At 74.2% G+C, this 16,220-nt stretch carries 13 protein-coding genes and 1 pseudogene; 5 read left to right on the plus strand and 9 right to left on the minus strand.

Annotation, left to right across the window (positions count from 1 at the left end):
* Positions 1 to 119 precede the first annotated feature (119 nt).
* The 5 genes and pseudogenes from AB852_RS35425 to AB852_RS35445 all read right to left on the minus strand — a co-directional run bounded on the left by AB852_RS35425 (position 120) and on the right by AB852_RS35445 (position 6,149).
* Entirely contained in the window at positions 120 to 917 is a 798-nt protein-coding gene (locus AB852_RS35425) for a type III pantothenate kinase (RefSeq protein WP_073795267.1), read from the minus strand.
* 83 nt (positions 918 to 1,000) lie between these two features.
* Positions 1,001 to 1,996, minus strand: a pseudogene (nadC, locus tag AB852_RS35430) (carboxylating nicotinate-nucleotide diphosphorylase); the annotation flags it as partial.
* A 3-nt stretch (positions 1,997 to 1,999) separates the two neighbouring features.
* The gene (locus tag AB852_RS35435; protein WP_245877056.1) at positions 2,000 to 4,075 is read right to left on the minus strand and encodes an L-aspartate oxidase; all 2,076 of its coding nucleotides are present in this window, start codon (positions 4,073 to 4,075) and stop codon (positions 2,000 to 2,002) included.
* Between the two features lie 77 nt (positions 4,076 to 4,152).
* Positions 4,153 to 5,232, minus strand: coding sequence for a pantoate--beta-alanine ligase (gene panC / locus AB852_RS35440; RefSeq protein ID WP_079185162.1), 1,080 nt, complete (start codon positions 5,230 to 5,232; stop codon positions 4,153 to 4,155).
* A complete protein-coding gene (locus AB852_RS35445; RefSeq protein WP_073795269.1) occupies positions 5,229 to 6,149 on the minus strand; it encodes a Rossmann-like and DUF2520 domain-containing protein in 921 nt (306 codons plus the stop codon). The genes panC and AB852_RS35445 overlap by 4 nt, the downstream gene beginning before the upstream one ends.
* Before the next feature lie 135 nt (positions 6,150 to 6,284).
* Between AB852_RS35445 and AB852_RS35450 the strand changes: the two genes are divergently transcribed.
* Positions 6,285 to 7,511 (plus strand): threonine aldolase family protein, encoded by a 1,227-nt coding sequence (locus AB852_RS35450; RefSeq protein WP_073795272.1) that lies wholly within the window; start codon positions 6,285 to 6,287, stop codon positions 7,509 to 7,511.
* A 28-nt stretch (positions 7,512 to 7,539) separates the two neighbouring features.
* Here AB852_RS35450 and AB852_RS35455 read toward each other — a convergent pair whose 3' ends face one another.
* Positions 7,540 to 7,800 carry a hypothetical protein gene (locus AB852_RS35455; protein ID WP_425444208.1) on the minus strand — a complete coding sequence of 87 codons (261 nt, stop codon included), beginning with the start codon at positions 7,798 to 7,800 and terminating at the stop codon, positions 7,540 to 7,542.
* A 158-nt stretch (positions 7,801 to 7,958) separates the two neighbouring features.
* Here AB852_RS35455 and AB852_RS35460 point away from each other — a divergent pair, with 158 nt between their 5' ends.
* Positions 7,959 to 9,074 carry a DUF5937 family protein gene (locus AB852_RS35460; protein WP_073795275.1) on the plus strand — a complete coding sequence of 372 codons (1,116 nt, stop codon included), beginning with the start codon at positions 7,959 to 7,961 and terminating at the stop codon, positions 9,072 to 9,074.
* Between the two features lie 149 nt (positions 9,075 to 9,223).
* Here the strand turns inward: AB852_RS35460 and AB852_RS35465 are convergent, their stop codons facing one another.
* Together AB852_RS35465 and AB852_RS35470 are read right to left on the minus strand one after the other, a co-directional pair.
* Complete coding sequence (locus tag AB852_RS35465) at positions 9,224 to 9,901, minus strand: response regulator (protein ID WP_073795277.1); 678 nt, start codon at positions 9,899 to 9,901, stop codon at positions 9,224 to 9,226.
* A 147-nt stretch (positions 9,902 to 10,048) separates the two neighbouring features.
* Positions 10,049 to 11,275 (minus strand): sensor histidine kinase, encoded by a 1,227-nt coding sequence (locus AB852_RS35470; RefSeq protein ID WP_073795280.1) that lies wholly within the window; start codon positions 11,273 to 11,275, stop codon positions 10,049 to 10,051.
* A 259-nt stretch (positions 11,276 to 11,534) separates the two neighbouring features.
* Here AB852_RS35470 and AB852_RS35475 point away from each other — a divergent pair, with 259 nt between their 5' ends.
* Entirely contained in the window at positions 11,535 to 12,617 is a 1,083-nt protein-coding gene (locus AB852_RS35475) for an SAM-dependent methyltransferase (RefSeq protein ID WP_073795282.1), read from the plus strand.
* Between the two features lie 12 nt (positions 12,618 to 12,629).
* Here AB852_RS35475 and AB852_RS35480 read toward each other — a convergent pair whose 3' ends face one another.
* Positions 12,630 to 13,790: an NADH-quinone oxidoreductase subunit D gene (locus tag AB852_RS35480; protein ID WP_073795581.1), complete on the minus strand. Its 1,161-nt coding sequence runs from the start codon at positions 13,788 to 13,790 to the stop codon at positions 12,630 to 12,632.
* Positions 13,791 to 13,830: 40 nt separating this feature from the next.
* Here AB852_RS35480 and AB852_RS35485 point away from each other — a divergent pair, with 40 nt between their 5' ends.
* Together AB852_RS35485 and AB852_RS35490 are read left to right on the plus strand one after the other, a co-directional pair.
* Positions 13,831 to 14,355 (plus strand): PH domain-containing protein, encoded by a 525-nt coding sequence (locus tag AB852_RS35485; protein WP_073795284.1) that lies wholly within the window; start codon positions 13,831 to 13,833, stop codon positions 14,353 to 14,355.
* A 155-nt stretch (positions 14,356 to 14,510) separates the two neighbouring features.
* On the plus strand, positions 14,511 to 15,854 hold the full coding sequence (locus AB852_RS35490; protein ID WP_107499447.1) for a PH domain-containing protein: 1,344 nt from the start codon (positions 14,511 to 14,513) through the stop codon (positions 15,852 to 15,854).
* The last annotated feature ends 366 nt before the right edge of the window (positions 15,855 to 16,220 follow it).

Here is a 16,220-nt window from a genome sequence, read left to right on the forward strand (position 1 = left end):
CCCGGTGCGGGTCCCGGTGCGGGTCCCGGTGCGCCCCGCGCCGGAACAGGTACGGGCCGGGGGCGCGGCGGCGCGGGGCGCACCGGGGTGTTCCCGTCGCACCCGGGCCGCACGTCCCGCTACATCCGGGCGATGTTGCGTTCGTAGACCAGCCGCAGGCCGATCAGCGTCAGCCACGGCTCGTGCTCGTCGATCACGGACGCCTCACCGAGAACCATCGGGGCGAGCCCTCCGGTGGCGATGACGGTGACCTCGGACGGGTCGGTGGCCAGCTCACGGGACATCCGGGTGACGACCCCGTCGACCTGGCCCGCGAACCCGTAGAGGATGCCCGACTGCATGGCCTCCACGGTGTTCTTGCCGATCACACTGCGGGGCCGCGCCAGCTCGATCTTGCGCAGCTGCGCCCCGCGGACCCCCAGCGCCTCGACGGAGATCTCGATGCCGGGGGCGATGACCCCGCCGGTGTACTCCCCGCGCGCGGAGACCGCGTCGAAGGTGGTCGCCGTACCGAAGTCGACGACGATCGCGGGACCGCCGTAGAGCTCCACCGCGGCCACCGCGTTGATGATGCGGTCCGCGCCGACCTCCTTGGGGTTGTCCATGAGGATCGGCACCCCGGTCTTGATGCCGGGCTCCACCAGGACGGCCGGCACATCGCCGTAGTAGCGCCGGGTGACCTCGCGCAGCTCGTGCAGCACGGACGGGACGGTGGAACAGATGGCGATGCCGTCGATGCCGTCGCCCAGTTCCTCACCGAGCAGCGGGTGCATGCCCATCAGGCCCTGGAGGAGGACGGCCAGCTCGTCGGCGGTGCGGCGGGCGTCCGTGGAGATGCGCCAGTGCTCGACGATCTCGTCACCGTCGAAGAGGCCCAGCACGGTGTGGGTGTTGCCCACGTCGATCGTCAGCAGCATGGCGTCTACTCCGCTCCGCTGTCGTGTGTCCCGCGCGTGGACGCGCCTGCCGTGCCCGGTGCCTGGTCCGGGGCGTCGCGCTCGTCGGGTGCCCGCAGGTCCAGGCCGATGTCCAGGATCGGCGCGGAGTGGGTGAGGGCGCCCACCGCGAGGAAGTCGACACCGGTGTCCGCGTAGGCGCGGGCGTTGCCGAGGGTGAGACGGCCCGAGGACTCCAGGAGCGCGCGGCCCTTCACCAGGGCGACGGCCTCCTCGGTCTCCCCGGGGGTGAAGTTGTCCAGCAGGATCAGATCGGCGCCCGCGTCGACCACCTCGCGCAACTGGTGCAGGGTGTCGACCTCGACCTCGACCGGCAGCTCGGGGAACGCCTCACGCACCAGCTTGAACGCCTGGGTGACGCCCCCGGCGGCGACCACGTGGTTGTCCTTGACCAGGGCCGCGTCGGACAGTGACATCCGGTGGTTGACGCCGCCGCCGCAGCGGACCGCGAACTTCTCCAGGGACCGCAGCCCCGGGGTGGTCTTGCGGGTGTCGCGGACCTTGGCCCCGGTGCCTTCCAGGAGGTCGGCCCACGCGCGCGTGGCCGTCGCGATGCCCGACAGACGGCACAGCAGGTTCAGCGCGCTGCGTTCGGCGGTCAGCAGGTCGCGGGTGCGGGTGGTGACGCTCAGCAGCGGCTGTCCGGCGGCCACCTGGTCGCCGTCCTCCACATGCCGCTCGACCTCGAACTCGTCGGTGCACACGAGCGACAGCACCGCCTCGGCGACCCGCAGCCCGGCGACGGTGCCCGCCTCCCGCGCGGTGAAGTCACCGGTCGCGACGGCGTCCTCGGGGATGGTGGCGACGCTGGTGACGTCCACCCCGCCCGCCAGGTCCTCCTCGACGGCCATGTGCGCGATGTCCTCGACCTCGATGGGATCGAGTCCGGCCGCGGCGATGAGTTCGGCGAGCGCCGGGTCGAGCCCGCACTCGTCGTCGTACTGGTCGTGGTCGGCGCTCCCGGGAGCGGCTCCCGCGCCGCAGCCGCAGCCGTCGCCGCAGCCTCCGTCCGGGACGAGGGGAAGGTCGGTGTCGCTCACGGCTCAGTGCTCCTGGGGACGGGCGGCGGTCGGGCGGTCGGCGGTGCTGGGGCCGTGCGGCGCCCCTGGGGAGGTGTCCGCCGGTGCGTGCGGCGGGGTCCCCGGCGGGGTGTTCCCGGTGCTCCCGGCGGGCGTCGGCCGCGCGGACGCGTCGTCGGCGGGCCCGGCCGGGGCGGTTCCCGCGCGCGGGGTCCCGGCGGGTGCGGCGTCAGCGTACGCGTCCGGGCGGGGCGGGGTTCCGTCGGGGACGGGCGCGAGCGCGGACGCGGGTCCGGGCGCCGGTGCGGGTTCGAGGGTCGGGGGGAAGTTCTCCGCGCGCGTGGTGGTGAGGGTGAGGGCCCGGTCGGCGGCGAGCCGGACGACGATGTGCCGGCGCCAGTCGTCGACGGCGTCGGCGTGGTCCTCCCGCCAGTGGCAGCCGCGGGTCTCCTCACGGCGCAGGGCCGCGGCGACGAGGACACGGGCGACGCACAGCAGGTTGGTGGTCTCCCAGGTGTCCACCCCGGGCTCGGCGGTCTTGCCGTGCTCGACGAGGTCGCCGCGGGCGGCGTCGTGGAGTTCCTGGAGCTGCGCGGCGGCACGGGCGAGCGACGTCGCCGAGCGGAGCACCCCGGCCCCGTCGGTCATGATCCGCTGGATACGGAACCGGGCGTCGGCGCCGAGCAGCGGATACGCGGGCATGTCCGACCCGGCGGGTACGTCGGTGTGCGCGGGTACGTCGGGCCGCGTAGGTCCGCCTGTGTGCGTGCGTACGCCCGACTCGGCGGGTTCGTCCGACCGCGCGGGTACGTCCGTGGGCGCGTCCGGGCGGGCCGTGGCGACGGGTACGCGCGCGGGGCGTCCGGCGGCGTCCGCGCGGACGATGTCGGCGGCGATCCGCTCGGCGTACACCAGCCCTTCGAGCAGCGAGTTGGACGCCAGCCGGTTGGCGCCGTGCACACCCGTGCAGGCGACCTCACCGCACGCGTAGAGGCCCGGCACGGTGGTGCGGCCGTCGGCGTCGGTACGGACGCCGCCGGAGGCGTAGTGGGCGGCCGGGGCGACCGGGACGGGCTCGGTGACCGGGTCCATGCCGTGGGCGCGGCAGGCGGCGAGGATCGTCGGGAAACGGCGCTCCCACATGTCCGCGCCGAAGTGCCGGGCGTCCAGGTACATGTGCTCGGTGCCCTGCTCGCGCATCCGCCGCATGATGCCCTTGGCGACGATGTCCCGGGGCGCCAGCTCGGCCAGTTCGTGCTGCCCCACCATGAAGCGCACCCCGTCGGCGTCGACCAGATGGGCGCCCTCACCGCGTACCGCCTCGGAGACCAGTGGCTGCTGGCCCTCCGCGTCGGGGCCGAGGAACAGCACCGTGGGGTGGAACTGCACGAACTCCAGATCGCTGACCTCGGCGCCCGCGCGCAGGGCCAGGGCGACCCCGTCGCCGGTGGACACGGCCGGGTTGGTGGTCGCGGAGTAGACCTGGCCCATCCCGCCGGTGGCGAGCACCACGGACGGCGCGTGGACGGCGCCCACGCCGTCGTGCTGGCCCTCGCCCATCACATGCAGGGTGACACCGGCCGCGTGGCCCTCGGCGTCGGTGAGCAGATCGAGGACGAGCGCGTTCTCGACGGTCGGTATCCCGCGCGCGCGGACGGCGTCCACCAGGGCGCGGGAGATCTCCGCGCCGGTCGCGTCGCCGCCCGCGTGGGCGATGCGGCGGCGGTGGTGGCCGCCCTCCCGGGTCAGCGCCAGTCCGCCGTCGGCGGACTCGTCGAAGTGCGCGCCGGTGTCGATGAGCCTGCGGACCGCGTCGGGACCCTCGGTGACCAGCAGTCGTACGGCGTCCTCGTCGCACAGGCCCGCGCCCGCCACCAGGGTGTCGTCGAGGTGCTGCTGCGGGGTGTCGCCGTCGCCGAGGGCCGCCGCTATGCCGCCCTGCGCCCAGCGGGTCGAACCGGCGTCCAGCCTGGCCTTGGTGACCACGACGGTCTCCAGCCCGGCGGCGGCGCAGCGCAGCGCGGCGGTGAGCCCGGCGACTCCGGAGCCCACCACGACGACATCGGCGGCGAGGGACCAGCCGGGCGCCGGGGCGTGCAGGGCGACACCGGTGGCCGGGCCGCCGGTGCCGGTGGGCGCGCCATGGCCGGTGCCGGTGTCTCGGTGGGCTGCGCGGGTCACGAGGCGGCTCCCTGGGTGTCGGGCCCGCCGAAGGACGCGGGCGTCCCGAAGGTGAGGGGCAGGTTGTCGATGAGCCGGGTGGTGCCGACCCGCGCGGCGACCGTGAGCACGGCGTCACCGGTGTACGTGTCGGGGACCTCGGTGAAGTCGGACGGGTCCACCAGCGCCAGGTAGTCGAGGGTGAGGGGCGGCCGGAGGCGGGTGGCGGCGTCCAGGACGATCCCGGCCGCCGCGCGCACCGCCGCGGGGGCGCCCGGCGCGACCTGGGCGACGGCGTGCGCGTCGGCCGCGGCACGGGACTCCCCCAGCGCTCCGAGGGCCTCGGCACGCGCGTGCGTGGCGGGTGCGAGCTCGGCACGGGCCCGCAGGGCCTCCTGCGCGGCGTGCCGGTCACGGCCCGCGAACAGGGCCTGCGACAGCGACAGGGCCGTCCGGCGCTCGGCCGGGGAGAGGTAGCGGTTGCGGCTGGACATCGCCAGGCCGTCGGCCTCCCGGACGGTGGGCACGCCGACGATCTCCACGCCGAAGTTCAGGTCCCGCGACATACGCCGGATGAGGGCGAGCTGCTGGGCGTCCTTCTGCCCGTACAGCGCCACATCGGGGCGGGTGAGGTGCAGCAGCTTCGCGACGACCGTCAGCATCCCGTCGAAGTGGCCGGGCCGGGACGCGCCCTCCAGCCGCTCCCCCATCGGTCCCGCCGACACGCGGACCTGGGGTGCGCCGCCCGGGTAGACCTCGTCCGCCGACGGGGCGAGGACGATGTCCGCGCCCGCCCGTCCGGCGAGCTCCACATCGGCGTCCAGGGTGCGCGGATAGCGGTCCAGGTCCTCGCCCGCGCCGAACTGGAGCGGGTTGACGAAGACGGTGACCACGACCTCGCCGCCGGGGCCGACCCGCTCCCGCGCGGTGCGGATCAGGGTCGCGTGGCCCTCGTGGAGGGCGCCCATCGTCATCACGACCGCCCGGCGGGGAGCGGCGGGCCCGCGCGCGGGGGCGTCAATGCCGCCCCCGCCGGCACCGGTACCGGTCGCCGGGGTGTGCAACCGCTCCGCGGTGCGCAGCAGGCGAACGCTCATGTCGCGGGCCCTTCCGGGTCTCCGCCGAGGACGCCGAGCAGGTCCTCGGCGAGTTCGGGCTTCAGGGTGCCGTGGGCGAGCGCCCGGTCGGCGGTGGCGCGGGCCATCGCCAGATATCCGGCGACCATCCCGGGGGCGTGCGCGCGCAGTTCGGTGACATGCGCGGCGACCGTACCGGCGTCCCCGCGCGCGACGGGGCCGGTCAGGGCGGCGTCCCCGGAGCGCAGGGCGTTGTCGAGGGCCGCGCCGAGCAGCGGGCCGAGCATCCGGTCGGGGGCGGCGACCCCCGCCTCGCGCAGCAGCTCCATGGCCTGCGCGACCAGGGTGACCAGGTGGTTCGCGCCGAGCGCGAGGGCCGCGTGGTACAGCGGCCGGGACTCCTCGGCGATCCACTCGGGCTCGCCGCCCATCTCGATGACCAGGGCCTCGGCGGCCATCCGCAGCTCGTCGGGCGCGGTGACCCCGAAGGAGCATCCGGCGAGGCGCTGCACGTCCACGGCGGTGCCGGTGAACGTCATCGCGGGGTGCAGGGCCAGCGGCAGCGCCCCCGCGCGCAGCGCCGGGTCGAGCACCTTGGCGCCGTACCGTCCGGAGGTGTGCGCGATGAGCTGACCGGGGCGGACGGCGCCGGTGTCGGCGAGCCCTTCCACGAGTCCGGGCAGCGCGTCGTCCGGGACGGTCAGCAGGACCAGGTCCGCGCGCGCCAGGACCTCCGCGGGCGACACCAGCGGCACATCGGGCAGCAGTTGGGCCGCGCGGCGCACCGAGGACTCGGAGACCCCGGAGACGGCAACCGGGCGGTGTCCGGCGAGCTGGAGCGAGGCGGCCAGCACGGGACCCACCCGGCCGGCTCCGACGACGCCCACCGACAGGCGCGCGGGGCGGTCCCTGGGGTCGGGGGGGTGAGGTGTGTTCACGCGACGACGGCCTTCCGTTCCAGTCCGCTCGGGGTACCGGACGATTTCTCGTCATGCTAACGCGATTGCCCCCGGCGGCCCCGCGTTGTCCACAGGCTGTGGGCAGCCGCACACCCGTACGCCATGATCGGCCCCATGGACTCATCGACCGAGCCCCCGGACGGGGCCGTGGAGGAAGCCGGGGAGCTGTCCCAGGCCCGCCGGAGGGCCGCGTTCCGCGGTGCCGCGCGGACCCTGTGGCGCCCCGGCACGGACGCCACCCTGGCCGAGCGGCTGGCGGAGCTCACCGGGACGGCGGGCGACAGCCACGATCTGTCCGACGGGGTCGACGTGTACGGCGACGGGGTCGTCGCCGCCCTGGAGGGCCGGGTCGCCGAGCTGCTGGGCACGGAGGCCGCGGCGTTCTTCCCGACCGGCACGATGGCGCAGCAGGTCGCGCTGCGCTGCTGGGCGGCCCGGACGGGCAACCCTGTGGTGGCGCTGCATCCGCTCGCCCATCCGGAGGTGCACGAACGGGACGCGCTGAGCGTGCTGAGCGGTCTGCGGACCGTCCATCCGACCACCGAGCGGCGCCAGCCCACGGCCGACGAGATCAGGGACCTGGACGAGCCGTTCGGCACGCTCATGCTGGAACTGCCCCTGCGGGAAGCGGGTTTCCTGCTGCCCACCTGGGACGAGCTGAACGACCTGGTGGACGCCGCCCGCGCGCGGGACGCCGTCGTCCATCTCGACGGGGCGCGGCTGTGGGAGTGCGCGCCGCACTTCGGGCGGTCCCTGCGGGAGGTGGCCGCGCTCGCGGACAGCGTGTACGTGTCGTTCTACAAGTCTCTGAACGGCATCGGGGGCGCCGCGCTGGCCGGTCCCGCGTCGCTGGTCGACGAGGCACGCGCGTGGCGGCACCGTTACGGCGGCCAGGTCTTCCAGCAGTTCCCGACGGCCCTGTCCGCGCTCGCCGGGCTGGACCGTGAACTGCCCCGGCTGCCGGAGTACGTGGCCCACGCGCGCACGGTGGCCGACGCGCTGCGCACCGGCCTCACCCGCGCGCGGGTGCCGTGGTTCCGGGTCCATCCGGAGGTCCCGCACACCCATCAGTTCCAGGTGTGGCTCCCGTACGACGCGGACACGCTCACCCGGGCCGCGGTGCGCCAGGCGGAGGAGACCGGTACCGCCCTGTTCCGCGGCTGGCACCCGGGGGCGGCGCCGGGCCTGTCGGTGACCGAGGTGACGGTCGCGGGGCCGGGGACGGAATGGACCCCGGCGGACGTGGTCCGGGCGGTGGCCGGGTTCGTCGCCCGGGTGCCCGTACCGGCGTCCGTGCCCGTACCCGGGCCGGACGGGGAAGCGGGGTCGGGGCCTCGGTAGCCGGGACCGGTCGCGGGCGGGAGGCCGCTCAGGCGGACGTACCGCGGCGGGCGGACGGCCGCAGCAGCGCGGCCAGGGCGTGGCGCCAGCGGCGCCGGGCCGGGCGGCCCTGGACGACCGCGTCGAAGCGGCCGTGGTCGCGCAGTTCCCGGACGGTCCGCCAGTCGTGGCGGCCGGGGGCCGGAGGCGGCGGTTCGCCCCGCTGACGGGCCCGGTAGAGGTCCAGTGCGTACTGCTGGGTGAGGCTCATGACGTACCCCTCGTTCGTGGGCCGCTCGTGCCCGGCCATGGCGTCCTACCGGCATGCAGAAATGGCGGATATCCACCGATTCGCCGGATCGGTCCCGACGTGTTCAACAGTGCGCCGCCACCGGCGTCCGGTCACGCCGATTGACGCGGGCCGTCAATCGGCGGGGCGTTGTCGGTGGCCGGGTGCACCATGGGGTCATGAGCGTGCGTATCGACATCGCGGGGCTGCCCCAGGAGCGGATCGTCTTCGAGGCGTCCCCGCTCGCCGAGCTGGGGCTCGCCCTGCACGCGCTCGCCGAGCCCGGCCACCATCCGGGGCTGCACGGCTGGGCGACGGCCACGGCCGCGTCGCTCAAGCCCGATCTGGCGGACCGGCTGTGCGAGGCGGACTTCCTGTGGCGTACGACGTTCTCGGACATCTTCATGGCGTTCGCGGGTCTGCCCGGCGGCTCGGGCCGACCGGGGGCGACGCTCGCGGAGGAGCTGGACGTCCTGGACCGGGTGCCCGACGAACGGTTCGTCGACGCCGCCCTTGAGTTCACGTGCAGCCACAGCTACGACGTGGGCAAGCCGTCCCCGCTCATCGATCCGGACCGGCGGGCGCAGGTCATGGAGCTGGCGGCGACCCGCGGCCCCCAGCAGGTCGACTTCGCGCGGCGGCTGCTGACGGACCCGGCGGACGTCCGCGCGTGGGTACGCCGGCTGCTGGAGGACTGCGACGAGGCGTTCTTCGCCGACACCTGGCGCCGGGTGCAAGGCCAGCTCGTGGCCGACGCCCGCCACAAGACGGAGCTCCTGCGGCACAAGGGCCTGCCGGAGGCGGTCGCGGCGGTCTCCCCGGCCCTCTCGGTGGACGACGACCGCAGACGGCTCACGGTCGACAAGCTCGCCCACGGCACCACCACCGCGGTGGACCCGGCCGTGGGTCCCGGGCTGGTCTTCATCCCCTCGCACTTCGGCTGGCCGCATCTGCTGGCGCTGCACGCCCCCGGCTGGCGGCCGGTCGTCCAGTACCCGGTCTCGGCGGGCGAGCTGCCCGCGCCGCCGGTGGAGCTGCTGGAGCGGCGGCTGGAGGCCCTGTCCCACCCGATCAGGCTGCGCATCTGCCGCAACATCGCCCGCTCCCCGTACACGACCGGCGAGCTGGCCTACGCGCTCGGTATCAGCGCGCCCGAGGTCTCCCGTCATCTCGCGGTGCTGAAGAAGGCCGGACTGATCAGCACCCGTCGGCGCGGACGCTATGTGCTGCACCAGCTCGACGTGACCGTCGTGGCGCGGCTCGGTTCGGACTTCCTGGAGGGCATCCTGCGCTGACCGGAGCGGGACGGGTCGCGAAGGGGACGGGCTGGTGGGTCGCTCGCACCTGGAGGTGCGGCACCGCCCGTCCAGGTGCGCGGCGGCGCGTCCTTGCCGCCGAGAAGCCGCGGGGCGCCCCGGTCTGGGGCCCTCCCGCGCGGGGTGCCTCAGTGGGCGCCGCCTCCGGCGCGCACCAAGCCCGTCTCGTAGGCGAGGACGACGACCTGTACCCGGTCACGCAGTCCGAGCTTGGTGAGGATGCGTCCCACATGGGTCTTCACCGTGGCCTCGGACAGCACCAGACGGGCCGCGATCTCGCCGTTGGACAGCCCCTGGGCGACCAGCATCATGACCTCGCGTTCCCGCTCGGTGAGCCGCTCCAGCCGCTTGTGCTGGGGCTGCACGCCGGTCGCCGGGAGCATCGGCGCGAAGCGGTCCAGCAGCCGCCGGGTGGTCGACGGGGCGACCACGGCGTCACCGCTGTGCACGGACCTGATCGCGGCGAGCAGCTCACCGGGGGGCACGTCCTTGAGCATGAACCCGGACGCCCCGGCCTTCAGCCCGGAGAAGGCGTACTCGTCGAGGTCGAACGTGGTCAGGATGAGGACCTTCGGGGGGTCCTGGTCCGCGCAGATCCGGCGGGTGGTCTCCACACCGTCCAGCTTGGGCATGCGGACATCCATGAGGACGACGTCGACCTCGGCGCCGCGCAGCACCTGGAGGGCCTCGACCCCGTCGCCCGCTTCCGCGACGACCTCCATGTCCGGCTGGGCGGCGAGCACCATCCGGAAGCCGGTGCGCAGAAGCACCTGGTCGTCGACGAGCATCACCCGGATCGAGGACATGGGGCATTCCCTTCCTGTACGGACCTGTACAGGTCCGTGGAGACCTGTATGGACCTGAGCGGACCTGAGCCGATCTCCGGGCGGCCACGGGGCCACCGGGATCTCGCGGTGTGGGCAGAAGTGTGTGCGGCGGGGGACGGACGTCCCTCAGTGTGCGGGTTTCAGGGGGAGCAGGACACTGATCCGGAAACCTCCGCCCGGCCGGGGGCCCGCGTCCAGGGTTCCGCCGACCATGCCGACGCGTTCGCGCATCCCGATGAGGCCGTGGCCCTGGCCGTCGGCGCCGCCCTCCTCGTACAGCTCGTGGGGCGCCCCCTTGCCGTCGTCCTCGACGAGCAGGCCGAGGCCGTCGTCGAAGTAGACCAGGCGCACGCTCGCGCCGGTGTTGGGGCCGCCGTGCTTACGGGTGTTCGTCAGGGCTTCCTGGACGATGCGGTAGGCGGTCAGCTCGACCCCGCTGGGCAGCGGGCGGGGGGTGCCCTCGACCTTGAAGTCGACGGGGAGCCCCGAGGTGCGGACCTGCTCGATCAGATCGTCGAGCTGCTCGACATCGGGCTGCGGGACGTACTCGCCGGACTCCTCGGGTTCCCCGGTGCGCAGCACGCCGAGCAGCCGGCGCATCTCCGCGAGGGCCTGCCGGCCGGTGCCGGAGATGGTCTCCAGCGCCTTGCGGGCCTGGTCGGGGGCGGCGTCGAGGACATAGGCGGCGCCATCGGCCTGGACCACCATCACGGACACGTTGTGCGCGACGACATCGTGCAGCTCGCGCGCGATACGCGCGCGCTCGGCGGCCACGGCGACCTTGGACTGTGCCTCGCGTTCCCGCTCCAGCCGGGCCGCGCGCTCCTCCAGCTGCGCCAGATAGGCGCGCCGGGTGCGGATCGAGTCACCGAGGACCCAGGCGAGCGCGAACGGCACCATCATGAAGATCGTGAAGAACACCGAGCGGACGATGTCCGTCGCGGGGTCCGGCCAGCGGAGCATCGACAGGGGCGCGGCGGCGAACCCCGCGATCAGCGCGAAGCGGGACGCCCAGGCCACCCCGTCCGCCGCCACCGTGTAGACGATCACGAGCAGCGCGAAGTCGGACAGCATCGTGGGCACGTCGATCGCGATCTGCGCGAGACCGGTCAGCGTGGCGAGGACCAGCATCCGCTCGGGCCAGCGGCGGCGCAGCGCGACGACCAGGGACAGCGCCACGGTGACGAGCAGGGAGGGGACGCCCAGCACGGCCCCGGGGGGCTCCTCCGCCAGCGCCTCGGGGTTGTTCCTCGCACTGATCAGGGCAGCGCAGTTCAGACCCAGCAGGACGACGGCCCAGAAGGAGTCGACACCGGTCGGGTGTCTGCGGAGGAAGTCATAGACGCGCTGCACGTAACCCAGGGTAGGTACGCGTGCGGGGCGTGGGGGTCAACCGGAGGATCGATCCGAATCGTCCGCTTGTACTCCCCTAGGTGGATACGGCACCGTCCGCGGCGGTCGGTGAGGGCCCTTCCGACGCCGGTCACCCCTCGCCGGCCTGCCCCGGTCCGGCGCACCCCCGCGTCCGCGCTCAGGGCCTCGCCACGTCCCGGGGCCTGGGGCCCTCGCCAGGCGAGCGCCTCCGGGAACGGGGCCTCGCTAGGCTGGGACGGTGCGGGAAGAGACAGCGGCGGGCCAGGAAGGCCCTGACGGGCCCGGGGAGGCCGACGGGGCCACCGGGCCGCCCGGGTGGCGGGAGGCGGCCGAGCGGGCGCTCTACGGCCCTTCGGGCTTCTACCGGCGGCCGGAGGGCCCCGCCGGGCACTTCCGCACCTCCGTGCACGCCTCCCCGCTGTTCGCCGGGGCCGTCGCCCGTCTGCTGTGCCGTGTCGACACCGTCCTGGGGCACCCTGCGGAGCTGACCTTCGTGGACATGGCCGCGGGCCGGGGCGAACTGGTGACGGGTGTGCTGGCTGCGCTGCCCGCCGAGGTGGCCGCACGGGTACGGGCGGTCGCGGTGGAGCACGCGGACCGCCCGGCCGTCCTGGACGGCCGGATCGAGTGGCTGCCCGAGCCGCCGTCCGGCACCCGCGGACTGCTGTTCGCCAACGAGTGGCTGGACAACGTCCCCCTGGACGTGGCCGAGACCGACACCGACGGGACACTGCGCCGGGTGCTGGTCGCCCCGGACGGCGGTGAGCACCTGGGCGCGCCGCTGACGGGTGCCGACGCCGACTGGACGACCCGCTGGTGGCCGCTGCCCGCCGACCCCGACGGGCGGCCGGAGCCCGGACTGCGGGTCGAGATCGGGCACCCCAGGGACACCGCCTGGGCCGCCGCCGTGGCCACCCTGGCGGCCGGGCTCGCGGTCGCCGTCGACTACGCCCACGAGCGGACCGCCCGCCCGCCCTTCGGCACGCTCACGGGCTTCCGCGCGGGCCGTGAGGTGCCGCCGGTGCCCGACGGGTCCTGCGACATCACCGCGCATGTGGCGCTGGACGCGTGCGCGCTGCCGGGCGCCGAACGGACCACGCAGCGCACCGCCCTGCACGCGCTCGGGGTGGCGGGCGCCCGCCCGTCGCCGTCCCTGGCGGCCACCGATCCGGCCCGGTACGTACGGGCCCTCGCGCGCGCGGGTGAGGCCGCCGAACTGACGGCCCGGGGCGGGCTCGGGGACTTCGGATGGCTGCTCCAGCCGGTCGGTGTCCCCGCCGGACTCCTGCGGCCCGAACCGGCGGCCCAGGACCCCCGCTAGCGCGGTCGGCCGCTACTTGTCGATGTCCCCGACGACGAAGAACAGCGACCCCAGGATGGCCACCATGTCCGCCACCAGGGTGCCCGGCAGCAGTTCCGCCAGGGCCTGGATGTTGTTGTACGACGCGGAGCGCAGCTTCAGCCGGTACGGGGTCTTCTCCCCCTTCGACACCAGGTAGTAGCCGTTGATACCGAGCGGGTTCTCGGTCCACGCGTACGTGTGCCCCTCGGGCGCCTTGAGCACCTTGGGCAGCCGCTGGTTGACCGGGCCGGGCGGCAGCTCCACGATCCGGTCGAGACAGGCGTCGGCGAGGTCGAGGGCGTTGTGGGTCTGGTCCAGCAGGCACTCGAAGCGGGCCAGGCAGTCGCCCTCCTCGCGCGTGACGACCCGCAGGACGTCACCCAGCTCCCCGTACGCCAGATAGGGCTCGTCCCGGCGCAGGTCGAAGTCGACGCCCGACGCGCGCGCGATGGGGCCGCTCACCCCGTACGCGTGCACCGCCTCCGGAGTGAGGACGCCGACGCCCCGGGTGCGTCCCCGGAAGATCTCGTTGCCGAGCACCAGCCGGTCGTACACGTCCATCCGGGACCGCACCGACGCGACGGCCTCCCGCGCGCGGGACGTCCACCCGGCGGGCACGTCCTCCTTGAGGCCGCCGACCCGGTTGAACATGTAGTGCATCCGGCCGCCGGAGACCTCCTCCATGACGGTCTGGAGCTCCTCGCGCTCCCGGAAGGCGTGGAACACCGGGGTGATCCCGCCCAGCTCCAGCGGGTACGAACCCAGGAACATCAGATGGTTCAGCACCCGGTTCAGCTCGGCGAGCAGCGTACGGGTCCACACCGCGCGCTCGGGGACCTCCATCCCGAGCATGCGCTCCACCGCGATGACGACGCCCAGCTCGTTGGAGAAAGCGGACAGCCAGTCGTGGCGGTTGGCCAGCATCACGATCTGGCGGTAGTCACGCGCCTCGAAGAGTTTCTCCGCGCCCCGGTGCATGTACCCGACGACCGGCTCGGCGTGCCGGATCACCTCACCGTCCAGGACCAGCCGCAGCCGCAGCACCCCGTGGGTCGACGGATGCTGGGGACCGATGTTGAGCACCATGTCGGTGCTCTCCGCCGCACCGCCGATACCGACCACGGTCTCCGTCGGCCCGGTCACGGGCGTCATGGGTGTCATGCGCACAGTCTCCCTTACGTACGCTTGCGTCATGGATACGGGGAGCGCGGAAGGAACCGGGGTCGCGGGCCCGGCGGAGGAGACCGCCGGGGGTGAGCCGGTGTGGACGGGGCTGCCGCCCGGACTGCTGCGGATGCGGCGGCTGCTGCTCGTGGTGTGGATGGTGCCGCTGGCGGCGGCCACGGGGGTGCTCCTCGGGCTGTTCGCGGGCACCGGCTGGGCCGCCTTCGCCGCGCTGCCGCTGGCGGTGCTGCTGTGGGGCTGGCCGATGCTGGGCCGCAACTGGCGCTCCTGGCGGTACGCGGAACGCGCCGACGACCTGCTGATCAGCCGGGGTGTGCTCTGGCACGAGCAGACCATCGTGCCGTACGGGCGGATGCAGCTCGTCGAGGTCACGTCCGGACCCGTCGAGCGGTACTTCGGACTGGCCAGTGTGCAACTGCACACGGCCGCCGCCGCGAGCGACGCCCGTATCCCCGGGCTGCTGCCCGAGGAAGCGGAACGGCTGCGTGACCGGCTCACCGAGCTGGGCGAGGCACGATCGGCGGGCCTGTGAGTGCGCCGGGGTCCGACGACGGGACCGGGCGGACCGTAGCCGGGGCCACCGGAGCCACCGGGGGCGGGGAAGCCCTCACGACCCCTCCAGGCGGCCCGGAGGCCCTCGCGGGCGCTCCCGGGAGCCCGGACGGGTCCACGGCCCCCCACCGGACCGTGAAGGCCCCGGACGGGGCCACTACCGGCAACTCCGTGACGGGCGGGGCGGGCATCGCCGTCGGCGAGCGGCGCCTGCACCCCATAACCCCGCTGCGGCGGGCCTGGGCGCCCATAGCGATCCTCGTCGGATGGGCCGTCCACGACCCCGACGGCGCCCAGCGCCAAGTCACCTCCCTCGCCACGACGACCCTGCTGCTCGGCCTCGCCGGACTGCTCGTGTCAGCCGCCCTGTACGGCTTCCTGACCTGGTGGTTCACCTACTTCGCGGTCACCGACACCGAGCTGCGCATCCGTACCGGACTGCTCTTCAGACGCACCGCGCACATCCGCCTCGACCGCATCCAGGCCGTGGACGTGACCCAGCCGCTGCTCGCCCGGGTCATCGGTGTCTCCAAGCTCAAACTCGACGTCGTCGGCACGGAGAACAAGGACGAGCTGGCGTTCCTCGGCGCCGACGAGGCCCGCGCGCTGCGCGCCGAACTCCTCGCCCGCGCGGCCGGCTTCGCGCCGGAGACCGCGCACGAGGTCGGAGAGGCACCGGTACGTGAACTGGTCCGGGTGGCGCCCCGGATGCTGGCCGTCTCCCTGCTGCTGAGCGGTGGGCCCTGGCTGGCGCTGATGGGCGCGGTCGCCGTACCGGCGTTCCTGTGGTTCCTCACCCACAACGTGTGGACGGTCCTCGCCACCGCGCTCCCCCTCGTGGGCGCCGCGGTCACCAGCAGCGCGGGACGCTTCATCAAGGAGTACGACTGGACCGTCGGCGAGTCGCCCGACGGGCTGCGCATCGACCACGGTCTGCTCGACCGGATGCACGAGACGGTGCCGCCCGGCCGGGTGCAGACGGTACGCATCGAGGAGCCGCTGATGTGGCGGCGGCGCGACTGGGTGCGGGTCGAGCTGGATGTCGCGGGCTCCACCAACTCCGTGCTGATCCCCGTCGCCCCGCGCGCGCTTGCCGTCGGCATCATCGCGCGCGTGCTGCCCGGTGTGACCGTCCCCGAGTCGCTGTCCCGGCCGCCGCGCAGGGCACGCTGGTGCGTGCCGCTGTGGTGGCGTGGCTACGGTTTCGCCGTCACGGACACGGTGTTCGCCTCCCGGCACGGGCTGCTGCGCCGCAGTCTGTCGCTGGTGCCGCACGCGAAGGTGCAGAGTGTGCGGCTGCTCCAGGGGCCCTGGCAGCGGGTGCACGGGGTGGCCGACGTGCATGTGGAGACCGGGGCGAACAACACGGTTCCCGCGCGGATGCGGGATCTGGACGAGGCGCGGGCGCTGTTGGCCTCGCAGGCCGAGCGGTCCCGGACGAGCCGGAAGGCCGCCCGCCCGGACCGCTGGATGTCCTGACGGGCCGCCTCTTGGCTCGCGCGGGGTTGCTCACGCCGCGGGGTTCCTGTGCGGGGCGTACTTGTTCCCGCACAGGTCGTCCGTGGGTGCGCAGTTCCCCGCGCCCCTTTGGGGCGCACCCGGCCGGTTCTTCGGGTCGGTGCCGGTCGGGATTCTCCGTCCTCGCAGCCTGAGGACAGCCTCAGGAGGCGCCCCCGAAGGGGCGCGAGGAACTGCGCACCCGACGAGCGACGGCACAGGAACAAGTGCGCTCAGCCGGACGGACCCAGGGGCGCGGGGAACTGCGCGAGCAACCAAGGACCACCCGCAGCCGAACGGGAACCGCAAGAGGCGCGACCCCAGGGGCGCGGGGAACTGCGCACCCAC

Source organism: Streptomyces uncialis (genome assembly GCF_001905345.1).
GTDB classification, from domain to species: domain Bacteria; phylum Actinomycetota; class Actinomycetes; order Streptomycetales; family Streptomycetaceae; genus Streptomyces; species Streptomyces uncialis.

Bases quoted from the DNA above. Each gene is read 5' to 3' on its own strand.
- AB852_RS35425 (WP_073795267.1), bottom strand. From the start codon at position 917: ATGCTGCTGACGATCGACGTGGGCAACACCCACACCGTGCTGGGCCTC.
- panC (WP_079185162.1), bottom strand. From the start codon at position 5,232: ATGAGCGTTCGCCTGCTGCGCACCGCGGAGCGGTTGCACACCCCGGCG.
- AB852_RS35450 (WP_073795272.1), top strand. From the start codon at position 6,285: ATGGACTCATCGACCGAGCCCCCGGACGGGGCCGTGGAGGAAGCCGGG.
- AB852_RS35455 (WP_425444208.1), bottom strand. From the start codon at position 7,800: ATGGCCGGGCACGAGCGGCCCACGAACGAGGGGTACGTCATGAGCCTC.
- AB852_RS35460 (WP_073795275.1), top strand. From the start codon at position 7,959: ATGAGCGTGCGTATCGACATCGCGGGGCTGCCCCAGGAGCGGATCGTC.
- AB852_RS35465 (WP_073795277.1), bottom strand. From the start codon at position 9,901: ATGTCCTCGATCCGGGTGATGCTCGTCGACGACCAGGTGCTTCTGCGC.
- AB852_RS35480 (WP_073795581.1), bottom strand. From the start codon at position 13,790: ATGACGCCCGTGACCGGGCCGACGGAGACCGTGGTCGGTATCGGCGGT.
- AB852_RS35485 (WP_073795284.1), top strand. From the start codon at position 13,831: ATGGATACGGGGAGCGCGGAAGGAACCGGGGTCGCGGGCCCGGCGGAG.